General features: G+C 58.4%; 13 protein-coding genes. 6 read left to right on the top strand and 7 right to left on the bottom strand.

All coding sequences use genetic code 11. The annotated features are described in order from the left end of the window. The first annotated feature begins 463 nt into the window (after positions 1–463). Together larB and HDF09_RS00440 are read left to right on the top strand one after the other, a co-directional pair. Entirely contained in the window at positions 464–1,225 is a 762-nt protein-coding gene (larB, locus tag HDF09_RS00445) for a nickel pincer cofactor biosynthesis protein LarB (RefSeq protein ID WP_183760222.1), read from the top strand. Positions 1,226–1,284: 59 nt separating this feature from the next. After that, positions 1,285–1,536, top strand: coding sequence for a hypothetical protein (locus HDF09_RS00440; protein ID WP_183760219.1), 252 nt, complete (start codon positions 1,285–1,287; stop codon positions 1,534–1,536). Positions 1,537–2,092: 556 nt separating this feature from the next. On the opposite strand, the gene HDF09_RS00435 is transcribed toward HDF09_RS00440, so the two are convergent. The 4 genes from HDF09_RS00435 to uxaC form a co-directional block, all read right to left on the bottom strand. Continuing rightward, positions 2,093–2,869, bottom strand: coding sequence for an SDR family NAD(P)-dependent oxidoreductase (locus HDF09_RS00435; RefSeq protein WP_183760217.1), 777 nt, complete (start codon positions 2,867–2,869; stop codon positions 2,093–2,095). Between the two features lie 33 nt (positions 2,870–2,902). Beyond that, positions 2,903–3,409 (bottom strand): gluconokinase, encoded by a 507-nt coding sequence (locus tag HDF09_RS00430; protein WP_183760215.1) that lies wholly within the window; start codon positions 3,407–3,409, stop codon positions 2,903–2,905. A 43-nt stretch (positions 3,410–3,452) separates the two neighbouring features. Then, a complete protein-coding gene (locus HDF09_RS00425) occupies positions 3,453–4,688 on the bottom strand; it encodes a nickel-dependent putative hexonate epimerase (RefSeq protein WP_260180836.1) in 1,236 nt (411 codons plus the stop codon). Positions 4,689–5,070: 382 nt separating this feature from the next. After that, complete coding sequence (uxaC, locus tag HDF09_RS00420) at positions 5,071–6,474, bottom strand: glucuronate isomerase (RefSeq protein ID WP_183760211.1); 1,404 nt, start codon at positions 6,472–6,474, stop codon at positions 5,071–5,073. 195 nt (positions 6,475–6,669) lie between these two features. Between uxaC and msrB the strand changes: the two genes are divergently transcribed. After that, positions 6,670–7,233: a peptide-methionine (R)-S-oxide reductase MsrB gene (msrB, locus tag HDF09_RS00415; RefSeq protein ID WP_260180835.1), complete on the top strand. Its 564-nt coding sequence runs from the start codon at positions 6,670–6,672 to the stop codon at positions 7,231–7,233. A gap of 418 nt (positions 7,234–7,651) precedes the next feature. Here msrB and HDF09_RS00410 read toward each other — a convergent pair whose 3' ends face one another. Then, positions 7,652–9,511: a hypothetical protein gene (locus HDF09_RS00410; RefSeq protein ID WP_260180833.1), complete on the bottom strand. Its 1,860-nt coding sequence runs from the start codon at positions 9,509–9,511 to the stop codon at positions 7,652–7,654. A 249-nt stretch (positions 9,512–9,760) separates the two neighbouring features. Here HDF09_RS00410 and HDF09_RS00405 point away from each other — a divergent pair, with 249 nt between their 5' ends. Both HDF09_RS00405 and HDF09_RS00400 read left to right on the top strand, forming a co-directional pair. Next, complete coding sequence (locus HDF09_RS00405; RefSeq protein ID WP_260180832.1) at positions 9,761–11,965, top strand: beta-N-acetylhexosaminidase; 2,205 nt, start codon at positions 9,761–9,763, stop codon at positions 11,963–11,965. 58 nt (positions 11,966–12,023) lie between these two features. Continuing rightward, complete coding sequence (locus HDF09_RS00400; protein WP_183760205.1) at positions 12,024–13,367, top strand: Hsp70 family protein; 1,344 nt, start codon at positions 12,024–12,026, stop codon at positions 13,365–13,367. A gap of 32 nt (positions 13,368–13,399) precedes the next feature. Here HDF09_RS00400 and HDF09_RS00395 read toward each other — a convergent pair whose 3' ends face one another. Together HDF09_RS00395 and HDF09_RS00390 are read right to left on the bottom strand one after the other, a co-directional pair. After that, on the bottom strand, positions 13,400–14,074 hold the full coding sequence (locus tag HDF09_RS00395; protein ID WP_183760203.1) for an N-acetylglucosamine kinase: 675 nt from the start codon (positions 14,072–14,074) through the stop codon (positions 13,400–13,402). After that, positions 14,023–14,319, bottom strand: coding sequence for a BadF/BadG/BcrA/BcrD ATPase family protein (locus HDF09_RS00390; protein WP_183760201.1), 297 nt, complete (start codon positions 14,317–14,319; stop codon positions 14,023–14,025). The genes HDF09_RS00395 and HDF09_RS00390 overlap by 52 nt, the downstream gene beginning before the upstream one ends. A gap of 124 nt (positions 14,320–14,443) precedes the next feature. Between HDF09_RS00390 and HDF09_RS00385 the strand changes: the two genes are divergently transcribed. Next, positions 14,444–18,550: a sodium:solute symporter family transporter gene (locus HDF09_RS00385; protein ID WP_183760199.1), complete on the top strand. Its 4,107-nt coding sequence runs from the start codon at positions 14,444–14,446 to the stop codon at positions 18,548–18,550. The last annotated feature ends 18 nt before the right edge of the window (positions 18,551–18,568 follow it).

The raw sequence follows: 18,568 nt of genomic DNA, 5'->3' as shown, positions 1-18,568 counted from the left end.
GCCCCCGTTCCTCCTTCGTCCACGAAACACCGAGTGCCGGGTGCCCCATATCTCGATTTTGAGATGTGGGCATTCGCGAAGCGAACCGCAGTCTTCAAAACCAGCCACCGCACAGAACCCTAAGTGGCTACGATATGGAGAGGCTCTATATCGAGATCCTCGTCGCGCGCCATCAGCGGTATGATTCTGTTGCAAGAAAACAAAATGACACTGAACGAGTTTAAGAATTTGAAGAAATTCGAAGACCAGCGAGTTCGCATGACTTTCGCTGACGGTGCGGAAATAATTGCGACCCTCCTGAGTATCACGACGGACTCGGATGAAAGCAGGCACCTCGTATATCGAGAGGTGGAGCAATCAACTGTTCCTCATGTGCCCCATGAAAATTTGGGCGGTTATTACTCGCCAGGCGAGCAGCTGCTTAGCTGCAAGCCGGAACCAGCAGAGAAGAATAGATAGATAGATGAACAAGACCACCCTCCTCGAACTCCTCGCCGCCGTCCAAACCGGTACCATCACCCCAGCCGCCGCCTCCCAGCGCCTCGCCGACATGCCCTACGAGGACATCGGCCACGCCCGCATCGACCACCACCGCACCCTCCGCACCGGCCTCCCCGAGGTCATCTATGCCCAGGGAAAATCCCCCCACCAAACCACCGAGATCTTCACCCGCATGGCCGCCGCCGGCACCGACGTCCTAGCCACCCGAGCCGACGACGCCACCGCCGCCCTGGTCCTCGCCGCCCACCCCAAAGCCATCCACCACCCCTCCGCCCGCGCCATCACCCTCAAGCAATCCCCGCCGCAAGACCCCAGCGGCCACATCGCCATCCTCAGCGCCGGCACCAGCGACCAGCCCACCGCAGAAGAAGCAGCCGTCACCGCCGAGCTCTTCAACGCCAAAGTCACCCGCCTCTACGACGTAGGCGTAGCCGGCCTCCACCGCCTCCTCTCCGTCCGCGACCAACTCACCCAGTCTGACGTCGTGATCGTCTGCGCAGGAATGGAGGGCGCTCTCCCCTCCGTCGTAGGAGGATTGGTCGGAGTTCCCGTCATAGCCGTCCCCACTTCGGTCGGCTACGGAGCCAGTTTTGACGGTGCCGCAGCACTTTTGGGAATGCTGAACTCCTGTTCACCAAACGTTACCGTAGTAAATATAGACAACGGCTTCGGCGCAGCCTACACTGCCGTATTAATCGCACGTGCCTCCGTCCGGCGTAGCTGAAGGAACGGAGCATTGTTAGCAAAATTCGCTATCAAAGCGTGACGAAAGGCGGTCCCACGATGCTTCCCAATGATGACAAACCCTGGGCAAAGACCCTTGCACGCACCGTCATCTGCCTGACAGTTGTCGGACTGATCTGCCTGGGACTGTTTCTCGACAGCCGCAACATGCTTCACATTCCCGAGGTCGTCGGTCTCTTCCTGCTCTTCCTCACCATCGTCCCGCCCAACCTAGCCGTGCTCTACCCCTGGATACTTCCCACCCACCACCAGCCAAGCAACAGCCACGCAACCAAATCCACCATCCGATAGACCCCGTAAGAACCTGAGAAACTGTCCTGCCCGACGGGCCTCCTGCGCGGAGCGCGGGCGTTCGCACGCCTTTTTAGAGCTTCGCGTGGTCCTCCCGTTGGTCGGAATCATCTTCCTCGCGACCAACGGGAGCGCCAACCGAAGGGGTATACCCATCACGAAGTGATCGCTGACCGCGCAGGGCGCCCGTCCGGCAGGACACAAGTCTTTAGCCATCAAAAACCTGTCAACCCCCAAATCCGTCTACCCGAGCCAATAACAACAACATACGCCTGGCGTATGAGTTACCCCCAAACCGATATACTTGAATAAGAACGAAAGAAGCTGCGGAGATCTCTCCGCAGCTCCCTCGCTTAATGCAGGAAAACTCCACCTAAGCCAATGATTTCAAATATTTTAGCTTCAACCCATTTGGAATGAATACCTTACAAGGAGGGTGTGCCAGTAAACCAATGCAAACAAACAACTTGCGTACAAAATACCCCAGGGGGGAGGGGGGTACCACCGAAAGCAAAAGGAGGGACCAGGCATCTCGCCATCGATCACCGGAACGGCCTTACTGATTCACGCCGCTGGCGAGGAAACCGCCATCCACCACAAGAATCTCGCCAGTGACAAACGCCGAGGCATCGCTCGCAAGAAAGATGGCCGCACCAACCAGTTCAGAGGTCTTGCCGAAGCGCCCCATGGGAGTCCGCATCAACAACTCTTTGCCGCGATCGCTCTCGTCCAGCAGCTTCTGGTTCAACGCCGTGCGAAAGACGCCGGGAGCAATCGCATTTACCGTCACACCCTGCGAGCTCCACTCCACCGCAAGCGACTTGGTCAACGCTCCAACCGCAGCCTTGCTGGCCGCATAAGCCGTGACCTCCTTCAGGCTCACAAACGTATTCAGCGAGGCGATGTTGAGGATGCGTCCGTAGCCGCGCTCGAGCATATGCTTGCCGAAGATCTGGCAGGCCCGCAACGTTCCAGTCACGTTCGTATCCATGATGCCGTTCCAGGTCTCCTCCGTGACGGTCAGGGTAGGCTCCCGCTTGATCTTCCCCGCGCAGTTGATCAGGATATCGACCTTGCCGAACGCCTTCACCGTGCCATCTAGCAGCGCCTGCAGACTCGCCCGGTCCGCCACGTCCGAGGTCAGACGCAGCGACCTCCGCCCTATCGCCTCGATCTCCTTCGCCGCCTCATCCACCTGCTCCAGCCGCCGCGAACTCGCCACCACATCCGCGCCCGCCTCCGCCAGACCCACCGCCATCGCCAACCCGATGCCCGACGTCCCCCCCACCACCACAGCCGACTTGCCACTCAAATCAAACAACGGATGCCCCATAGAAACGTCCTCTCTTCTGTCTCAAAAATCTTGTCAAAATCGACGGTCACTCGATGGAATCTGCGCCAGAATCTGGCTCACAACCTCATCCGGCGATCGATCGTTCACAACCCGAACTGCCTCGCTCGGCATCTCGAGCGTCGCAAGCTGACTGTCCAACAACCCAGGATTCATGTACTCATGCTTCCGCTCCGCAAGACGAGCCGAAAGCATCTCCTTCGACGCCTCCAGCAACACGAAGGTTACCGCGCCCTTCGCCATTCCCGCCTGCAGCGTCGCTCGATAACTAGCCTTCAGCGCCGAGCACGCCAGAACGCCGCTCTTCCCTTCCGCAAACCAGTCCCGCAGCAGCCCGTTCAGCACCTCAAGCCACGGTTGGCGATCCCGATCATCGAGCGGATGTCCAGCAGCCATCTTCTCCTTGTTCGCCAGCGGATGATAGTCATCGCCATCGGCAAACACCGCGCCCACGCGCTCCGCCAGCAGCGTCCCGATAGTCGTTTTGCCCGATCCGCTCACGCCCATCAACACCACAATCATCCAGCAAACCCTCTTACCAACTGACACGAACCACAACCCGCAACTAGCTCTCGAAGCGACGCCGATAGGCCCAGAGCCCAAGACCAGGATTGGAGATGTAGAAGATCTCTTCCCCATCCACCACGTTCCAACCGTCTGCCAGCGAGGCAGGATTGTACTTCGCGGTCATCTCCGCTAGATCGCCATACTCGAAGTGCACGCCTTCGACCTCCTCCCGAGTCAGGTGACCCGGGCAGTAGCGAATGGTAAACCGCCCCTCACTAGACCCATGGATAAGGTGGGCGGCAGCACTCAAATTTCCAGCAAGCTGAGGATCTTCTTTGACTGCTTCGAGTGTTTTGGGAGTTCCGCAGTAGCCGTACTTTCGGATCAAAGTATCGATGGCCGCGTCTTCGCCGAATTCGTGGACACCGGGAGCGAGGACGATCAGTTCTGCGTTGTCCGCGAGCGCCATGCGGGTGCGATAGACGCTTTTGTTTCCCAGCCAGGTGCTCTTGAACTCGTATGGATCGAGGAAGACAACCGCCTTCTTAATCTCTCGATCCATCATCTTGAAATTGACCTTGAGGCTGAGAGCTGCGGCGAGTTCGAAGCACTCTGCATCATCGCCAATGTAGAGGCCGCGAATGACCAGCTTTCCGTCAGCATTTTTCGCTACCACCGTCTGCACATAGACGATCGGCATGTGGCTGGCGAAGTGTTCGCTTGCGTAGTTCAGTACACGTCGAACTGGAGTATCGGCGCGGCCCATCATGCGCTCCATTCCGTACACCGCGCCAAGGAAGTGGCTACGGTGAATTCCAATGGCGCCGCCTGTGCCTATAAAGACGTTCTTGTTGTAGTTCGCCATACCGACGACTTCATGAGGAACGACCTGGCCTATAGAGAGGATGAGATCGTGGCCGCCGTCACGCAGTAGTCTGTTTACTTGTGCGGGCCAGGTGTAGTCGAGTTTTCCTTCGCTCACCTTGTACATGAATTCGCTGGGTACTTCTCCGAGCGTGACGACATCGTTGCGCCAGTCGTGGTTGCGGAAGAGGGTTCGCGGAGTTGCGCCGTACATGGTTGCAATCTCCTGGTCCGTCATCGGTTTATGCGTGCCGAGGGCGGGGAGGATGTCGGTGAGTTTTTCTTTGTAGTATTGCCACGCAAGTTCAGTCAGCACGCCGCTTTGAGAGTGCATCCGCGTGAAATCGGGCGGAATTGCGAGGACTTTGTTGCGCTGGCCGAGTTTGTCCAGGGCCTGGAAGAGGTTTGCCTGCACTTCTGTGCGCGACATCTCCGTGGTCTCGCTGCCAGCGGCGAAAAAGAGGCTCATGGGCTTTGATCTTACTCCCGGTATAGATTCGAACGAGTTGGACGGGTGAGGGGAACGAGATTAAAAAATGCTGTTTGCGCGAAAAAAAATCTGGCCGATTTGAGCAGTGCTTTTGTGGCTTTTTGCTGGGTTTTTTGCAGGGGGTTGACCGAAAATGGGTGCGTTTGTGGTGGTGTTTTGCTGGTGAGAACGTGGTGCGATGCGTGGCTAACGTGGAGAAAAAACAGCGTTGATTTGGGCCGCGAAAAATGCGCCACGATTTTGAACTATTTTTTCCCTTGGCTTTTCAGGGTCAATCCGATTTTGCGGCTGCGTGATCCCTCCTTCCTGCCCTGGTGAGTTTTTAGAGCTTATAGGCCTTCCTGACCAGGTTTACGGTGAGGTCCTGAATGACTTCGAAGGCCTCGTCTTCGTCGAGGCGATGTTCGACTACGAGACGGCCGAGGAAGGCGCAGTCGATGCGGCGGGCTACGTCGTGGCGCGAGGGGATGGAGAGGAGGGCGCGGGTGTCGTCGTTGAAGCCGACGGTGTTGTAGAAGCCAGCGGTTTCGGTGGCCTGCTCGCGGAAGCGCATCATGCCTTCGGGGGAGTCGTGGAACCACCAGGGCGGGCCGAGCTTGAGCGCCGGATAGTGACCGGCCAGAGGAGCCAGTTCGCGCGAGAAGGTGGACTCGTCGAGGGTGAAGAGGATGAAGGTGAGTCGCTGGTCGTTTCCGTAGCGATTGAGGAGAGGCTGAAGGGCACGGACGTACTCGGTCTGGGAGGGGATGTCGGCGCCTTTGTCGCGGCCGAATCTTTCGTAGAGCTGGCGGTTGTGGTTGCGGACCGAACCGGGGTGGAGCTGCATGGTGAGTCCGTCTTCGACGCTCATGCCGGCCATCTCGGTGAGCATCTGACCGCGGAAGAACTCCTGCTCCTGGGGGACGGAGCGACCGGAGATGATTCGACCGAAGAGGGAGGCGGCGGTGTCTGGGTCGAGGTCGGCGGTGAAGGCGGTGGGGTGGCCGTGGTCGGTTGCGGTGGCCCCCATGGACTTGAAGAAGGCGCGGCGGTTGCGGAGTGCGTTGAGATAGCCCTGCCAGGTGGTTGTGTTTTCTCCGGTGATCTCACCAAGCTTCAGGATGTTCGCGAGGAATCCGGTTTGGTCGGCGTCGATGACGGAGTCAGGACGAAAGGTGGGCAGGATGCGACCCTTCCAACCCGACTGCTGGATGGCTTTGTGGTACTTGAGGGTATCGAGGGGGGTGTCGGTGGTGGAGAGGACTTCGATGTTGAACTGCTCGTAGAGTGCGCGGGGACGGAACTGGGGGGTTTGCAGCTTCTGCGCGATGATGTCGTAGTACTCGTCCGCGTTCTCGGGGCTGAGACGTTTGGTGAGGCCAAACTGATTCTCGAAGGAGTAGTCGAGCCACAGGCGGGAGGGGGTGCCGCGAAAGAGATAGTAGTTTTTTGCGAAGAGGCGCCAGACCTCTTTCGGGTCGACGGGGGCGGCGGTGCCATCGAGAGGAGGGATGCCGAGCGACTCCAGCGAGATTCCCTGCGAGTAGAGCATGCGAAAGATGTAGTGGTCAGGCTGGATGAAGAGAGCCGTGGGATTGGCGAAGGCTTCGTTCTCGGCGAACCAGCGCGGGTCGGTGTGCCCATGGGGCGATAGGATCGGCAGGTCCCGTACTGTCTCATAGAGTCTTGCGGAGACTGACCGCGCGTCGCTTTCAGCGGGAAAGAGCCTGTTTGGGTCGAGAATCATCCTTCATCACCTCTGCAATGGCTGCCTGCGTGAAAATGCCTGCACCATGAAGCGTACCAAAGATTTAGCCGTACCTCGAACAAAAGGTAGAAATCGGTCTGCTGTAACCTTTTTCGATGGCTGCCGTCGCATAGTAGAAGCCTGGGTTTCCTTATGTTTGATTCGGATGTGAGCCGGGACGACCGGTCACGAAAGATGACGAGACGGGTGTTTGTGGCGGGCGGCGCTGCGGTTGCAGCCTCTTATGCGGTGTTGGTGATGCGGAGAGCCCCTGGCGTCGAGGCCAGCGTGGCGATTCATGGAACACCGGGCGAGGTCACGATCGTCAACTTCAGCAATGATGGGAAGAATCTGGGGAAGCAGACGGTTGCAAAGATCGTGAAGACCGATGGCGAGTGGCTTCGACAACTGGGCAAAAACTCGTTCGAGATTGCCAGAGAGGCGGATACCGAGATGCCCTATTCGGGCGTGAGCCTGAACGAGCATAGCAAGGGTGTCTTTCGCTGCGTCGGCTGCGATACGGCGTTGTTCGACTCGCTGACGAAGTTCGAGTCCGGCACCGGCTGGCCGAGCTTCTGGGCTCCGATTGCGAAGGAGAATGTTTCCGAGGTCGCAGATCATTCGCTGGGAGTGGAGCGCACTGAGGTCAAGTGCGTGCGGTGCGAGGGGCATCTTGGGCATGTCTTCGACGATGGGCCGGCGCCGACGGGGCTGCGGTACTGCATGAACTCGGCTTCGATGAAGTTTGTGAAGGCTTAGGCTGGCGCTCGATCCTATCGCACCTGAGAGCGTTCTTCGGGTTGATGCGGACGACACGCAATCGTAGAGACAAATGCGAAATACAGGGGTCTCTCCACTACGTCGCGGGATAAGACTGCGCGACTTCGGTCGAGATGACGAGCCGTAAGGGATTAACGATGTCACAAAAACCATCGAGCTGCCGAGACTATCGATGTTACGAGGACTGACGAGTTCGGACTATTGGTGTTACAAATTCTCCTCCCTGCAGAGGAACTTTTTTATCGCAAGTGCCCGATGGTGCAGAGACTGCAAACGCAGATTCCCTGCCGGAATGACGAACAAAAAGCCAAGACGACTCTACACCAACTGCATCGTTGCACTAGAGACAGAAAAAAGGCACCCCGAGGGATGCCTTTTTCCTGTGAGGCTGAGGCTACTACGGGAGGTAGTAACGCATGCTGGTGAAGACCATGTTGTTGGTCGCCTTCGGGCTGCCGTAGGTTGTGGTGGTTGCACCGGTGGCGCTTGTGATACCAGACCACGCATCACGCGTGAGATAGCTGTACTGCATCTGGTACTGGAGGCGTCCGTACTTGGGGTTGGTGTAGACGCGGTAGGTGAATCCTGCCGTTCCTTCAAACACGGCACGGGTTGCACCAGCGCAGCTACCGGCGCCTGCTGGGTTGTAGGGGGCAGAACCGGCGAACGGGTTCGTCGTGGTGGCAGTGGGCAGGCCTTCGGTGCCGCAGCCTGAGTCAACTGCGTTCGTTGGCGCGTAGCCGATCTGCTTGCCAGCGGAGGAGCCGAGCGTGCTGAGGTAGATGGTGCGCTGTGCGTACTCGCCACCGAAGTAGCCGAATACGTCGAGCTTTTTGGTGGGATGCAACTCAAGCGAACCCAACGCCTGATAGTTCTTGATGGGCTCGAGCGTTCCGTCGGGATGAACGGTGATGTCCGGAAGGGTTGCGGTGCCGTAACGGCCTACGCCGGTGCCACCGAGGAAGTGGACGCCGAAGTCAGCAAAGTGCGTAACGGGGACGCGGGCGTTGGCGAAGAAGCCGCCGCCGACCTTGGTGTTGTTGGCCGCACCAGCAGCCGAGGGGACGGTGAGGGTCTGGTTGGGGTAGTAGCGGTCACGGAACCAGCGAGCCAGACCGCCGGCCTCGAAGTGACCAACCTTGGCATCGTAGGTGAACTTGACGATGACGTCAGGAGCGATGTTGTTGGAGTAGTTGGTGGAGACGTTGTAGAGACCGCCGCCGGTACCTGCGTTGCCGATGAAGAAGTTGTTGTTGGCGTTGGAGGCGGAGTAGATGTACTCAGCCTGTTCGACCGCGACTGCACCGGTGAGTCCACCGATCTTCTGCTGGAACCGGACACCGGGCTGACGCTCCCAGCTGAAACCGACCTGGTATTGCGCGTCGATGGTCATTGGGAGGTTTTCGGTGCGGTTATCTGTGCTCTTCTTGGTTTCGGTGACGAGGGACCACATCTGACCGCCGGTTAGAGTGAAGCCTTTGTTGGTGGCGACCTGACCCCAGATCTGGCGCTGACGGAGAACGTAGCTGTTGCTCTGGTTGTCGTTGCTGGTGATGCCGGCGCCGAGGAAGTCAGCTTCGACGTAGCCCGAAAGCTTGAAGGGTCCGGGGTTGGCGACAAAGAGTGCGCCGATGCGGCTCTGACGGCCAGAGAAGTTGAATTCGCTGGTGTTGGACTGCGCTGCGCCAGGGTACGGGGTGGAGTTGAAGGGCGTGTTGACGTCGGAGTTGAGCGAACGCTGACGGTAGACGGATTCAGCCGCGAAGAAGGCAACGGGGGTGATGGCGACACCCTTGTAGTGAATAGCCAGAGGCGACTCGAGTTCGTCCGAGATGGTCTTCTTGGTGTCGCTGATGGTCTGGGCGAGGCCGACGTTGGTGGTCTTGAGGTCGGTCACGGTGCTGTTCAGGCTGGAGACGGCATCGGTATTGGTCGAAACCGTTGCGGTGAGGCTGTCAGCCTTGGCCGATGCATTGGCAGCTGCTGTCTGGGCATCCTGAGCGGACTGCTGAGCGGCCGCGAGCTTCGCGTCCTTGTCGGCATTCTGCTGTTTGAGAGCATCGATCTGGGCCTGTTGGCTCAGCATCTGCTCACGCAGCTCGCGGATCTGGCGTGCCAACGGGCTCTCGACGGGCGCCTTCTTGTGAACTGGCGCCTTGCTGGTCGTCTTTTTCGTTGCCGTGCTGGTTTGCGCCTGGAGAGATATTGAACTGATAACCAATATCGCCGCCATAGTCGCTCGTAGTTGCTTCGTCATGGAACCTCGCAAAAGTATGAAAAGGCACAAGGACAACAAGAAAGGGTGCGGGGCTTGTAGGCCCACTCCAACTCTCTTCCTTTGCTCTTTGAGTTATGCTCACAAAGTCGTGTGAACAGAGGAATAATTTGTGCGGTATTCACCGAGAAAATACGTTTCACTTTGGATATTTCATGAACTTTGGTAATTTTTTTGATTTTGCTGGACTGAATTGAGTAACCCCTTGTGTCGCGGAACTGATTTACCGTTATGTTCATGTCCTGTTACCGTCTTGGCGCTCTCCTGGTGGGCTTTGGCCTCTTTGCTTCTGTCGGTTCGGCTCAGTCTTCTGTTAATGGGTCTGCTCCGTCTGCTATTAAGTTGATTCCGATGCCGCGTGAGATTCATGCGACGGGGGATGAGGCGTTGACACATGGGGTGGGTATTTTTTGCGTGGCTCCCTGTGGTGTGGAGGACCGCTTTGCGGCGGACGATTTGGCTGCGTCGCTGAAGGAGCGCGGCATCGTGGGGTCGGCGGGGGCAGTTGCGATTGAGCTGGCGCGGACGAGTGCTCATCCGGAGGCAAAGTTTACCGACGAGATGAAGGCCGAAGGCTATGTGATTACGAAGACTGGGAACACGTTGACCGTGGTTGGGGATTCGGCTGCGGGGTTGTTTTATGGGGTGCAGACGGTTAAGCAGCTGATCGAGGGGGATGGGGGGAGGGCAGTGCTGCATTGGGCCAACGTGAGGGATTGGCCAGCGATGAAGTATCGGGGGCTGGATGATGATCTGTCGCGGGGGCCGGTGACGACGCTGGAGTTTCAGAAGCACCTGATTCGGACGCTGGCGGCCTATAAGGTCAACTTGTACTCGCCCTACTTTGAGCATACGCAGCAGTATCCTTCGAATCCGCTGATGGCTCCGCCGGGGGGGAGTGTTTCGGCGGAGGAGGCCAGAGAGCTGGTGGAGTATGCGCGGCTGTATCACATTGATGTGGTTCCGGAGCAGGAGGCGTTTGGGCATCTGCATCACAATTTGGCGTGGGAGCAGTATCAGCCGCTGGCGGAGACTCCGCATGGCGCGGTGCTGGCGCCGGGGCAGCCGGGGTCGATTGCACTGATCAAGCAGATGTTTACGGAGCTGGCGGCGCTGTATCCTGGCCCGTTTTTGCACATCGGCGCGGATGAGACGGTGGACCTGGGACTGGGGCAGACTAAGGCTGATGTGGATACGCGCGGGCTTGGGCCGGTTTATCTGGATTTTCTGCAGCGTATTGTGACGGAGTTGAAGCCGCTTAATCGCAGGTTCCTGTTTTGGGGGGATATCGCGCAGGATTCGCCCGATTTGCTGAAGGACCTACCGCAGTCGTTCAAGGATTCGACGATCGCGGTTGCGTGGGTTTATAGCCCGGAGGCTCGTGGGTATGACCGGTTTTTGACGCCGTTTACGAATGCGGGGATGGAGACGTGGGTGGCTCCGAGCGTGAACAACTTCAGGAAGGTTTATCCGAACAACAACTATGCGCTGGAGAATATTCAGCGGTTTACGGCCGATGGGCAACGGCTGGGGGCGACGGGACAGTTGAACACGATCTGGAATGATGACGGGGAAGGACTCTTCAATCAGGATTGGTATGGGATTCTGTTTGGCGCAGCGGCAGCCTGGCAGAAGGGTGAGTCGTCCATTCCTGACTTTCAGAACGCCTATGCGCAGGTGTTTCATGGAGACGCGACAGGAGATCTGAATGAGGCGCAGAAGGAGATGATGCTGGCGCACTCCGTGTTGAAGGACCAGGCGAAGGAAGGGGATGGAACCAACAGCATCTTCTGGCTGGACCCGATGTCGAAGGACGGGATCAGGATCGGGGCGCAGGTGCTTCCGTATGCGCATGAGCTGCGGCTTCATGCGGAGCGGGCGTTGACTCTGATTGCACAGGCAAGGGCTGCGGCGCCTGCGCTGCCTGCGGTTTCGACGGGGCCTAAGGCTTATGATCCTGCGGACTCTTATCCAAGCGCGCCTACGACGCTTCGGGAGACTGCGGCTATCGACGCTCTTGAACTCGGCGCTCGGCGCATGGATCTGATCGGGTTGAAGTTTCAGCTGTCTGAGGAGATTGCCCAGGGTTATCAACGCGCTTATGCGATGCAGAACACGACGGATAAGAAGCAGCGCATGAGCGTGAGTCGTGAACTCTCGGATATTAATGGCGTGAACGGTCGAATTCAGGATTTCATTGATGCCTATTCCCTGCTGCGGGATTTGTACGAGCAGGCGTGGTATCGGTCGAATCGCGCATACGCGCTGCGGCCTGTGCTTGAACACTACGACTACACGGTGGGGATATGGGAGGGTCGCAGCGACAGACTTCGGAGTGCGCAGCGTCAGTGGTCGGATTCTCACACCGTGCCGCCGGCTGCGGACGTGGGCATACCGCCGCCGGCTCCTGCTGCTGCTCCTCCGACTACGAAGTGAGTCTTTTGGGGAGACGGGTGTGGCGCTGAAGTCGGAAGATCTGGCAATCTAGAAGATCATGCTTTCGACGGACTCCATCGGCCCCTCACTCGGAATTGATTTCGGCACAACGAACAGCTCCATCGCGTTTACCTGCGGGAAGGGCGAAGTGGAGTTGGTCTCCTTTCCTGCGGGAGCGGCGACGACGGAGTCATTCCGCTCTGTGCTGTATTTGGAGCAGCAGAGGCATGCGAGTCGTACGCAAATTAAAGGATTTAGTGGGCCACAGGCGATCGAGCACTATCTTCGTGCTGAACATAAGGGCCGGCTGATTCAGTCTCTCAAGTCCTATCTCACCAGCCGGACGCTGACCGGGACTGAAGTGTTTGGTCGGCGTTACACCATTGAAGACCTGATCGCTCGTATCCTTACCGATCTGAGATTGTCTGCCGAGCGGCAGATGGGGCGGCCAGTGCGCCATGCTACGGTGGGACGGCCCGTGCGCTTCGTTGGTGCGGAGAGCGTAGAAGATGATGAGTTTGCCGCGCAGCGACTGCGACAGGCGTTCGTCCATGCTGGTTTCGAGTCGGTAGAGTTCGAGTTGGAGCCGATTGCGGCGGCCTACGCGTACGAGTCCACACTCGATCATGACGAACTGATTGTGATTGGGGATTTCGGCGGCGGCACGAGCGACTTCTCGTTGCTGCATGTCGGTCCCGGCGTTCGCGCACGTGGGCGGACGGCTAAGGATCTTCTGGGTAATAGCGGGCTTGGGCTGGCCGGTGACAGCTTCGACGCTCGGATTGTCCGTAAGCTGGTTTCTCCGGCGCTTGGCTCTGATAGCTTTGAGCGGTCTTACGCGCAGGCTCCGGACCGGCCGGCGAGCATCATCCCGGCGGCTCCAGCGTGGATCTATGCCAACCTGGAACGCTGGCACTACCTCTCGTTTCTGAAGACGCGAAATGTCGCGGAGATTCTGAAGAGCGCACGGGCGCGGGCGCAGGAGCCGGAGAAGATCGAAGCGCTCATCAACTTGATCGAAGAGGATCTTGGATATCAGCTACATCAGGCTGTCCAGCGTTTGAAGGTTGAGCTGTCGCATCACGAGTCTGCCGAGTTTCACTTTCGCGATGGAAGCATGGATCTCGTCGCGACGGTTGAGCGCAAGGAGTTTGAAGGCTGGATCGCGGAAGAGTTGCAGTCGATTGAACGGTGCGTCGATACCCTGCTGGCTACAAGCAACATTCCTGCAGGAGAGGTTGACCGAGTGTTTTTGACCGGAGGAACCAGCTTCGTTCCCGCGGTGCGTCGCATCTTCGAATCCCGGTTTGGTGCACCGCGTGTGCGTACAGGCAATGAATTTACGTCAGTGGCGCGGGGGCTTGCGCTGCGAGCCGAAGAGGTTCGTCTAGGAGGACACTAACGCGATCGCCGAGGCTAACTTCAGGCGGAGGGTTACGAGTCTGTTCTGGCTGCTTCCCTTGCCCGCCAGAGCGCGCCTTCCAAAGAATCGACGACGCCCTCCAGGACTTTTACTCCGGGGGAAGAGGTCTTGAGAGCGGCTACCATTGCTGCGCGAACCAGCGAGATGTGCTCGAGAATACTTCCGGTGCAGGCCGCTTCGATCTTGCGCCTGCCGCCGGACTCCTTCATCTTCAAGGCGACGAGAGCCACCTGCTCGGCAAGCTCTACGCCTGCGCGCTCGAGGACAGCGATGGCCAGGTCGTCACCGGCCTCTGCGCATCGCACAATGATTGGGACGAGCGCTGGGAGGTCTGGACCGGGGCGGGCGTTAGCCATCTCGACGATTTCGCCGAGAGATTTGAGTCCCCAGAACTCGCCGATCTCGGCGAGCAAGGTGGTTGCGACACCGCGATCTTTGGCCCAGAAACCAGCGCGTAGAGCCTCCTGTGCTATCCAGAAGCCGGAGCCTTCGTCGCCCAGAGACGGGCCCCAGCCGCCAGCCTGATATATGGCTCTGTCGGCGGCGCGGCCGATGATGCTCGAGCCTGTGCCGGCGATGATGAGGATGCCGGGGCCGCCGCGGAATGCGCCTTCGAGGGCTATCTCTTCGTCGCTTATGAGGTGCAGGTCCCCACCGATGACGGCTCCAATCTCGCGCTCGGCCACTCGCGAACGGCATCGATGGATAGACCGGCGAGTCCGACACAGGTTTGCGAGAGCTCGCCGAGGCTTACGTTGGCTACCTGAGAGACCTCCGCCAGCATCGCTCGAAGGTGGGAGGAGGCCTCCGCTTCGCTGACGCGCGTGAGCTCTACGCTTCCGGTGATGGCGTGGCCCAGGATCTTCGTCTCATCGGCAAGGAGACAACGTGTCTTTGTACCGCCTGCGTCGATCGCGAGAAACAGAGCCATACCTTGAAATGATATGTCAGGCGCAGGGACGCGGAACCCTCTGTGGGTGCAACCTTCGTTCGGCGCATCTGGGTGTGGCGCGGTCTGCTGCGTGCAGGCGGCGTGTCGCTATACACTGGCACGAATGTATGCTGCCGTAACTCCAACGCGCCTTCATCCCTTCGATCTCGGTTTGATCGTCGTTTATCTGATCGGTATCACTCTCTTCGGCCTGCGATTTCGGAGCGGGAAAGATCCGAATGCGAGATCGCTGCGCAGTTATTTTCTGGCTGACCAGACGATTCCCTGGTGGGCGATTGCGCTGTCGATCGTCTCTGCGGAGACGAGTACGCTGACGATCATCAGTATTCCGGGTGTGGCGTTTGCGGGGGACTTCGGATTTCTGCAGATTGTGATCGGGTACATGCTGGGCCGCGTGGTGGTGGCGTTGATCTTTCTGCCCAAATATTTTGAGGGGCGAATGTTGACCGCGTATCAGCTGATCGATCAGCGCTTCGGACATACGCTGCACAAGGTGACTGCGGGATTGTTTCTGCTGACTCGGGCGGCGGCGGAGGGAGTACGGGTGTTCGCGGTGAGCATCGTGGTGGGGATCGCGATTGGGACGCGGGATGTGTTGTCGATTGGGATTATCTCGGCGCTTACGCTGCTGTATACGTTCGAGGGCGGGATGGCGGCGGTGATCTGGACCGATGTGGTGCAGATGGCGATCTATATCGGCGGGACGATGGTTGCGATCTTTACGCTGGGAACGCATGTACCTGGGGGGTGGTCGCAGATTCACGAAGTCGCGGCGGCGGCGGGTAAGTTTCGGCTGTTTCATTTTGCGCTGAACCTGACGCAGAGCTATACGTTCTGGGCGGGCGTGTTGGGGGGGACGTTCCTGACGATGGCGTCGCATGGCACGGATCAGTTGATGGTGCAGAGGATGCTGGCGGCGCGGAGTCTGCGGGAGTCGCGGCTGGCGCTGCTGGCGAGTGGAGCGGTGATCTTTTTGCAGTTCACGCTGTTTCTGCTGATCGGTGTGGGGCTGTATGTTTTTTACGGGCTGCATCCGGCGGTGTTCGCGTCGGCAGATCGGATCTTCCCGACGTTCATCGTGCGGGAGATGCCGATTGGAATTGCGGGGCTGCTGGTGGCTGCGATTCTTGCGGCGGCGATGTCGAATTTGAGCGCGGCGTTGAACTCGCTTTCTTCGACGACGGTGGTGGACTTCTATATGCATTGGCGGCCGGAGGCGGATGACCGCGAACGGATGATGATCTCGCGCTCGAGCACTGTCGTTTGGGCACTGGTGCTGTTTGGGGTTGCGATGTATAGCGTGTTTGCTGGCGGGAAGGGACACGTGGTGGAGGTGGGGTTGTCGATTGCCTCGGTGGCCTACGGGGCTTTGCTGGGTGTGTTCCTGCTAGGAACGCTGACTCGATACGCCACGCAGACGGGAGCGATTCTGGGGATGATCTGCGGGTTTGGGCTGAATCTTTTGCTTTGGCTCTCGCCGGGTGTGATCAAGGTTGGACCGATCACGATTCCACATATTGCGTTCACCTGGTATGTGCTGATTGGGTCGATCGTCACCTTTGCGGTTGGGTCGGTTGGGAGCTTGTTGTTTCGCGGGGATGGCACCAAGCGGAAGTCGCAACGATCGGCGGCTAAGGTAGCTGGGATGGTGATCGCGCTCTCTCTTCCCTTTCTGCTTCCATCGCAAGGGGCTGCGGAAGTAACGCAAGCGGAGACGAGTAAGGGCTATGACTTCAGCGCGGTCTCGACGCTTGTGGATGAGGCGATCAGCGCGAAGAAGATACCGGGTGCGGTAGTGCTCATCAACCATGATGGAAGAACCGTGTTTGAAAAGGCGTATGGGAATCGGGCGCTTGAACCTGCTGTGGAGCCGATGACGCAAGACACGATCTTCGATATGGCTTCGCTGACGAAGTGCCTGGTTACGGCTACGGCGGTGATGAAGCTGTATGAGGCGCATAAGCTTCAGTTTGACGATCCGGTGGCGAAGTATCTGCCGGAGTTTGCGGTGAATGGGAAGCAGGCGGTTACGATTCGTGAGTTGCTGACGCACTACTCGGGTTTGCCGGAGGATATTGACCTAAAGGATGCGTGGGGGTTGGCTGCTCCGGATAAGGCGGAGGGGATTCGGCGCGCGATGAGTGCGACGCTGGAGACGGTGCCGGGGACGCACTTCAAGTATTCGGATATCAACTTCATCACGCTAGGGGCGCTGGTGGAGAAGATCACTGGGCAGCCATTGGAGGAGTATGCGCAGGAGCATATCTTCGGGCCGCTGGGGATGACGCATACGAGATATCTGCCTGTGGATAAAGCATGTGGGACGCTGCCGGACAGCACTGGTTTGCTGACGAACGCCGGCGGCCATGGATTTGATCCTTGCAAATCGGATGGATGGCGGCGCGAACAGTGGATTCCGCAGATCGCGCCTACCGCTTATGACGATCAAGGTACGGCTACGAATCCTGACTTTGGGCGGATGTTGCGCGGGACTGTGCATGACCCGACTACTCGACGAATGGGTGGAGTTGCGGGGCATGCTGGAGTGTTTTCTACGGCTGCGGATGTTGCGCTGTTCGCCCAGGGGTTGTTGGATCGGCTTGCCGGGAGGGCGAGCAACTTTCCGTTGAGTCAGGCGACTTTAAAGTTGATGACAGAGCCGGAGCAGCCGACTGCCGCGGTGACCGGCGCAACGATCTTTACTCCAGATGGAAAGACAACAACCGGCGTGGCGGTGCGGGGATTTGGCTGGGATATCAATTCGGCGTTTTCGCGGCCGCGCGGCGAGATGTTTCCGATCGGGAGCTTCGGGCATACGGGGTTTACCGGGACCTCACTGTGGATGGATCCGGAGAGCGACAGCTTTGTCGTTATTTTGTCGAATGCGATTCATCCGCGTGGCGCGCCACCTATCTCAGTTTTGCGGGGACAGGTAGCCTCCGCTGCAGCCCGTGCGATGCGTGTTGACGTCGAGCATTCCACTACTATTGCCAGCACGGAGACGCTCACGGGAGTTGACGTGCTTGAGGCGACTCACTTCGAGGCTCTGGCGAAGGCTGCGAAACGCCACGGCGACCACTTGAGGCTCGGGTTGCTGACGAACCAGACCGGAGTTGATCGCGAAGGCAGACGGACGATCGACATCTTGCAGCACAGCTTGCCGGAGGTTGAGCTGAAGACGTTGTTCTCGCCCGAGCATGGTCTTCTGGGGACGAAGGATACTGTCAAAATCGGCAATGATGTGGATCCTGCGACCAAGCTCCCGATACTGAGCCTTTATGGCGCGAAGCCTGAACAGCGCCATCCCAGCCCCGAGTCTCTGAAAGATCTTGATGCTGTGGTGATTGATCTGCAGGATGTAGGAGTGCGGTTTTACACCTATGAAGCGCTGGTTGGATACTTTCTCGAGGCGGCGGCGCAGGCACATATTGAGATTATTCTGCTGGATCGTCCGAACCCAAACGGGGGTGTGGCGGTGCAGGGACCAGTGTCTGATGCAGGGGCTGAGTCTTATAACAATTACATGCCGATGCCTGTGCGCAACGGCATGACTCTTGGGGAGCTTGCACTTTATTTCAACAGCGAACGGCGAGTTTCGGGTCCTACCTCGCCTAACATTCTGGTTCCCATTCACGCGCAGCTGGTTGTGGTGCCGATGAAGAACTGGTCTCGCACACAGTACTTTGATGAGACGGGATTGAAGTGGACAAATCCGAGCCCGAACCTGCGGACTCCGACGGCGGCGACGCTCTATCCCGCTGTGGGTCTGGCTGAGATGACGAACATATCTGTTGGCCGCGGAACGGATAAACCTTATGAGCATATTGGCGCGCCCTACATCAATGCGCCGGAGCTGGCAGCTTACCTGACCGCGCGAAAGATTGCTGGAGTGAGCTTCGCACCGACTAACTTTGCGGTTGCAGAGGACTCCAATCACTATCCCTCTCACGGGAAGTCGATCCCTGGGATTGCTTTTACTGTGACGGACCGAGTTGCTTTCAATTCGCCTGAGATGGGGATCGAACTGCTCAGTGCGTTGCATCATCTCTATCCAGAGTTTCAGTTGGCAAAGGCTGCGTACCTGGTGACAAACGTGGATACGATGCAGGCGCTGACCAACCTGGACGATCCCCATAAGATCGCAGCCGGATGGGCGACGGACCTGGCTACTTTTGAGCGCCAACGCCAGACCTACCTGCTTTACAAGTAATCCGCCTGTGACACGAAT

The organism is Edaphobacter lichenicola (assembly GCF_014201315.1).
GTDB lineage: Bacteria > Acidobacteriota > Terriglobia > Terriglobales > Acidobacteriaceae > Edaphobacter > Edaphobacter lichenicola_B.
This window is presented reverse-complemented; position numbering and strand designations above follow the sequence as displayed.

Bases quoted from the DNA above. Each gene is read 5' to 3' on its own strand.
- larB (WP_183760222.1), top strand. From the start codon at position 464: ATGAACAAGACCACCCTCCTCGAACTCCTCGCCGCCGTCCAAACCGGT.
- HDF09_RS00440 (WP_183760219.1), top strand. From the start codon at position 1,285: ATGCTTCCCAATGATGACAAACCCTGGGCAAAGACCCTTGCACGCACC.
- HDF09_RS00435 (WP_183760217.1), bottom strand. From the start codon at position 2,869: ATGGGGCATCCGTTGTTTGATTTGAGTGGCAAGTCGGCTGTGGTGGTG.
- HDF09_RS00430 (WP_183760215.1), bottom strand. From the start codon at position 3,409: ATGATTGTGGTGTTGATGGGCGTGAGCGGATCGGGCAAAACGACTATC.
- HDF09_RS00425 (WP_260180836.1), bottom strand. From the start codon at position 4,688: ATGTCGCGCACAGAAGTGCAGGCAAACCTCTTCCAGGCCCTGGACAAA.
- uxaC (WP_183760211.1), bottom strand. From the start codon at position 6,474: ATGATTCTCGACCCAAACAGGCTCTTTCCCGCTGAAAGCGACGCGCGG.
- msrB (WP_260180835.1), top strand. From the start codon at position 6,670: ATGACGAGACGGGTGTTTGTGGCGGGCGGCGCTGCGGTTGCAGCCTCT.
- HDF09_RS00410 (WP_260180833.1), bottom strand. From the start codon at position 9,511: ATGACGAAGCAACTACGAGCGACTATGGCGGCGATATTGGTTATCAGT.
- HDF09_RS00405 (WP_260180832.1), top strand. From the start codon at position 9,761: ATGTTCATGTCCTGTTACCGTCTTGGCGCTCTCCTGGTGGGCTTTGGC.
- HDF09_RS00400 (WP_183760205.1), top strand. From the start codon at position 12,024: ATGCTTTCGACGGACTCCATCGGCCCCTCACTCGGAATTGATTTCGGC.
- HDF09_RS00390 (WP_183760201.1), bottom strand. From the start codon at position 14,319: ATGGCTCTGTTTCTCGCGATCGACGCAGGCGGTACAAAGACACGTTGT.
- HDF09_RS00385 (WP_183760199.1), top strand. From the start codon at position 14,444: ATGTATGCTGCCGTAACTCCAACGCGCCTTCATCCCTTCGATCTCGGT.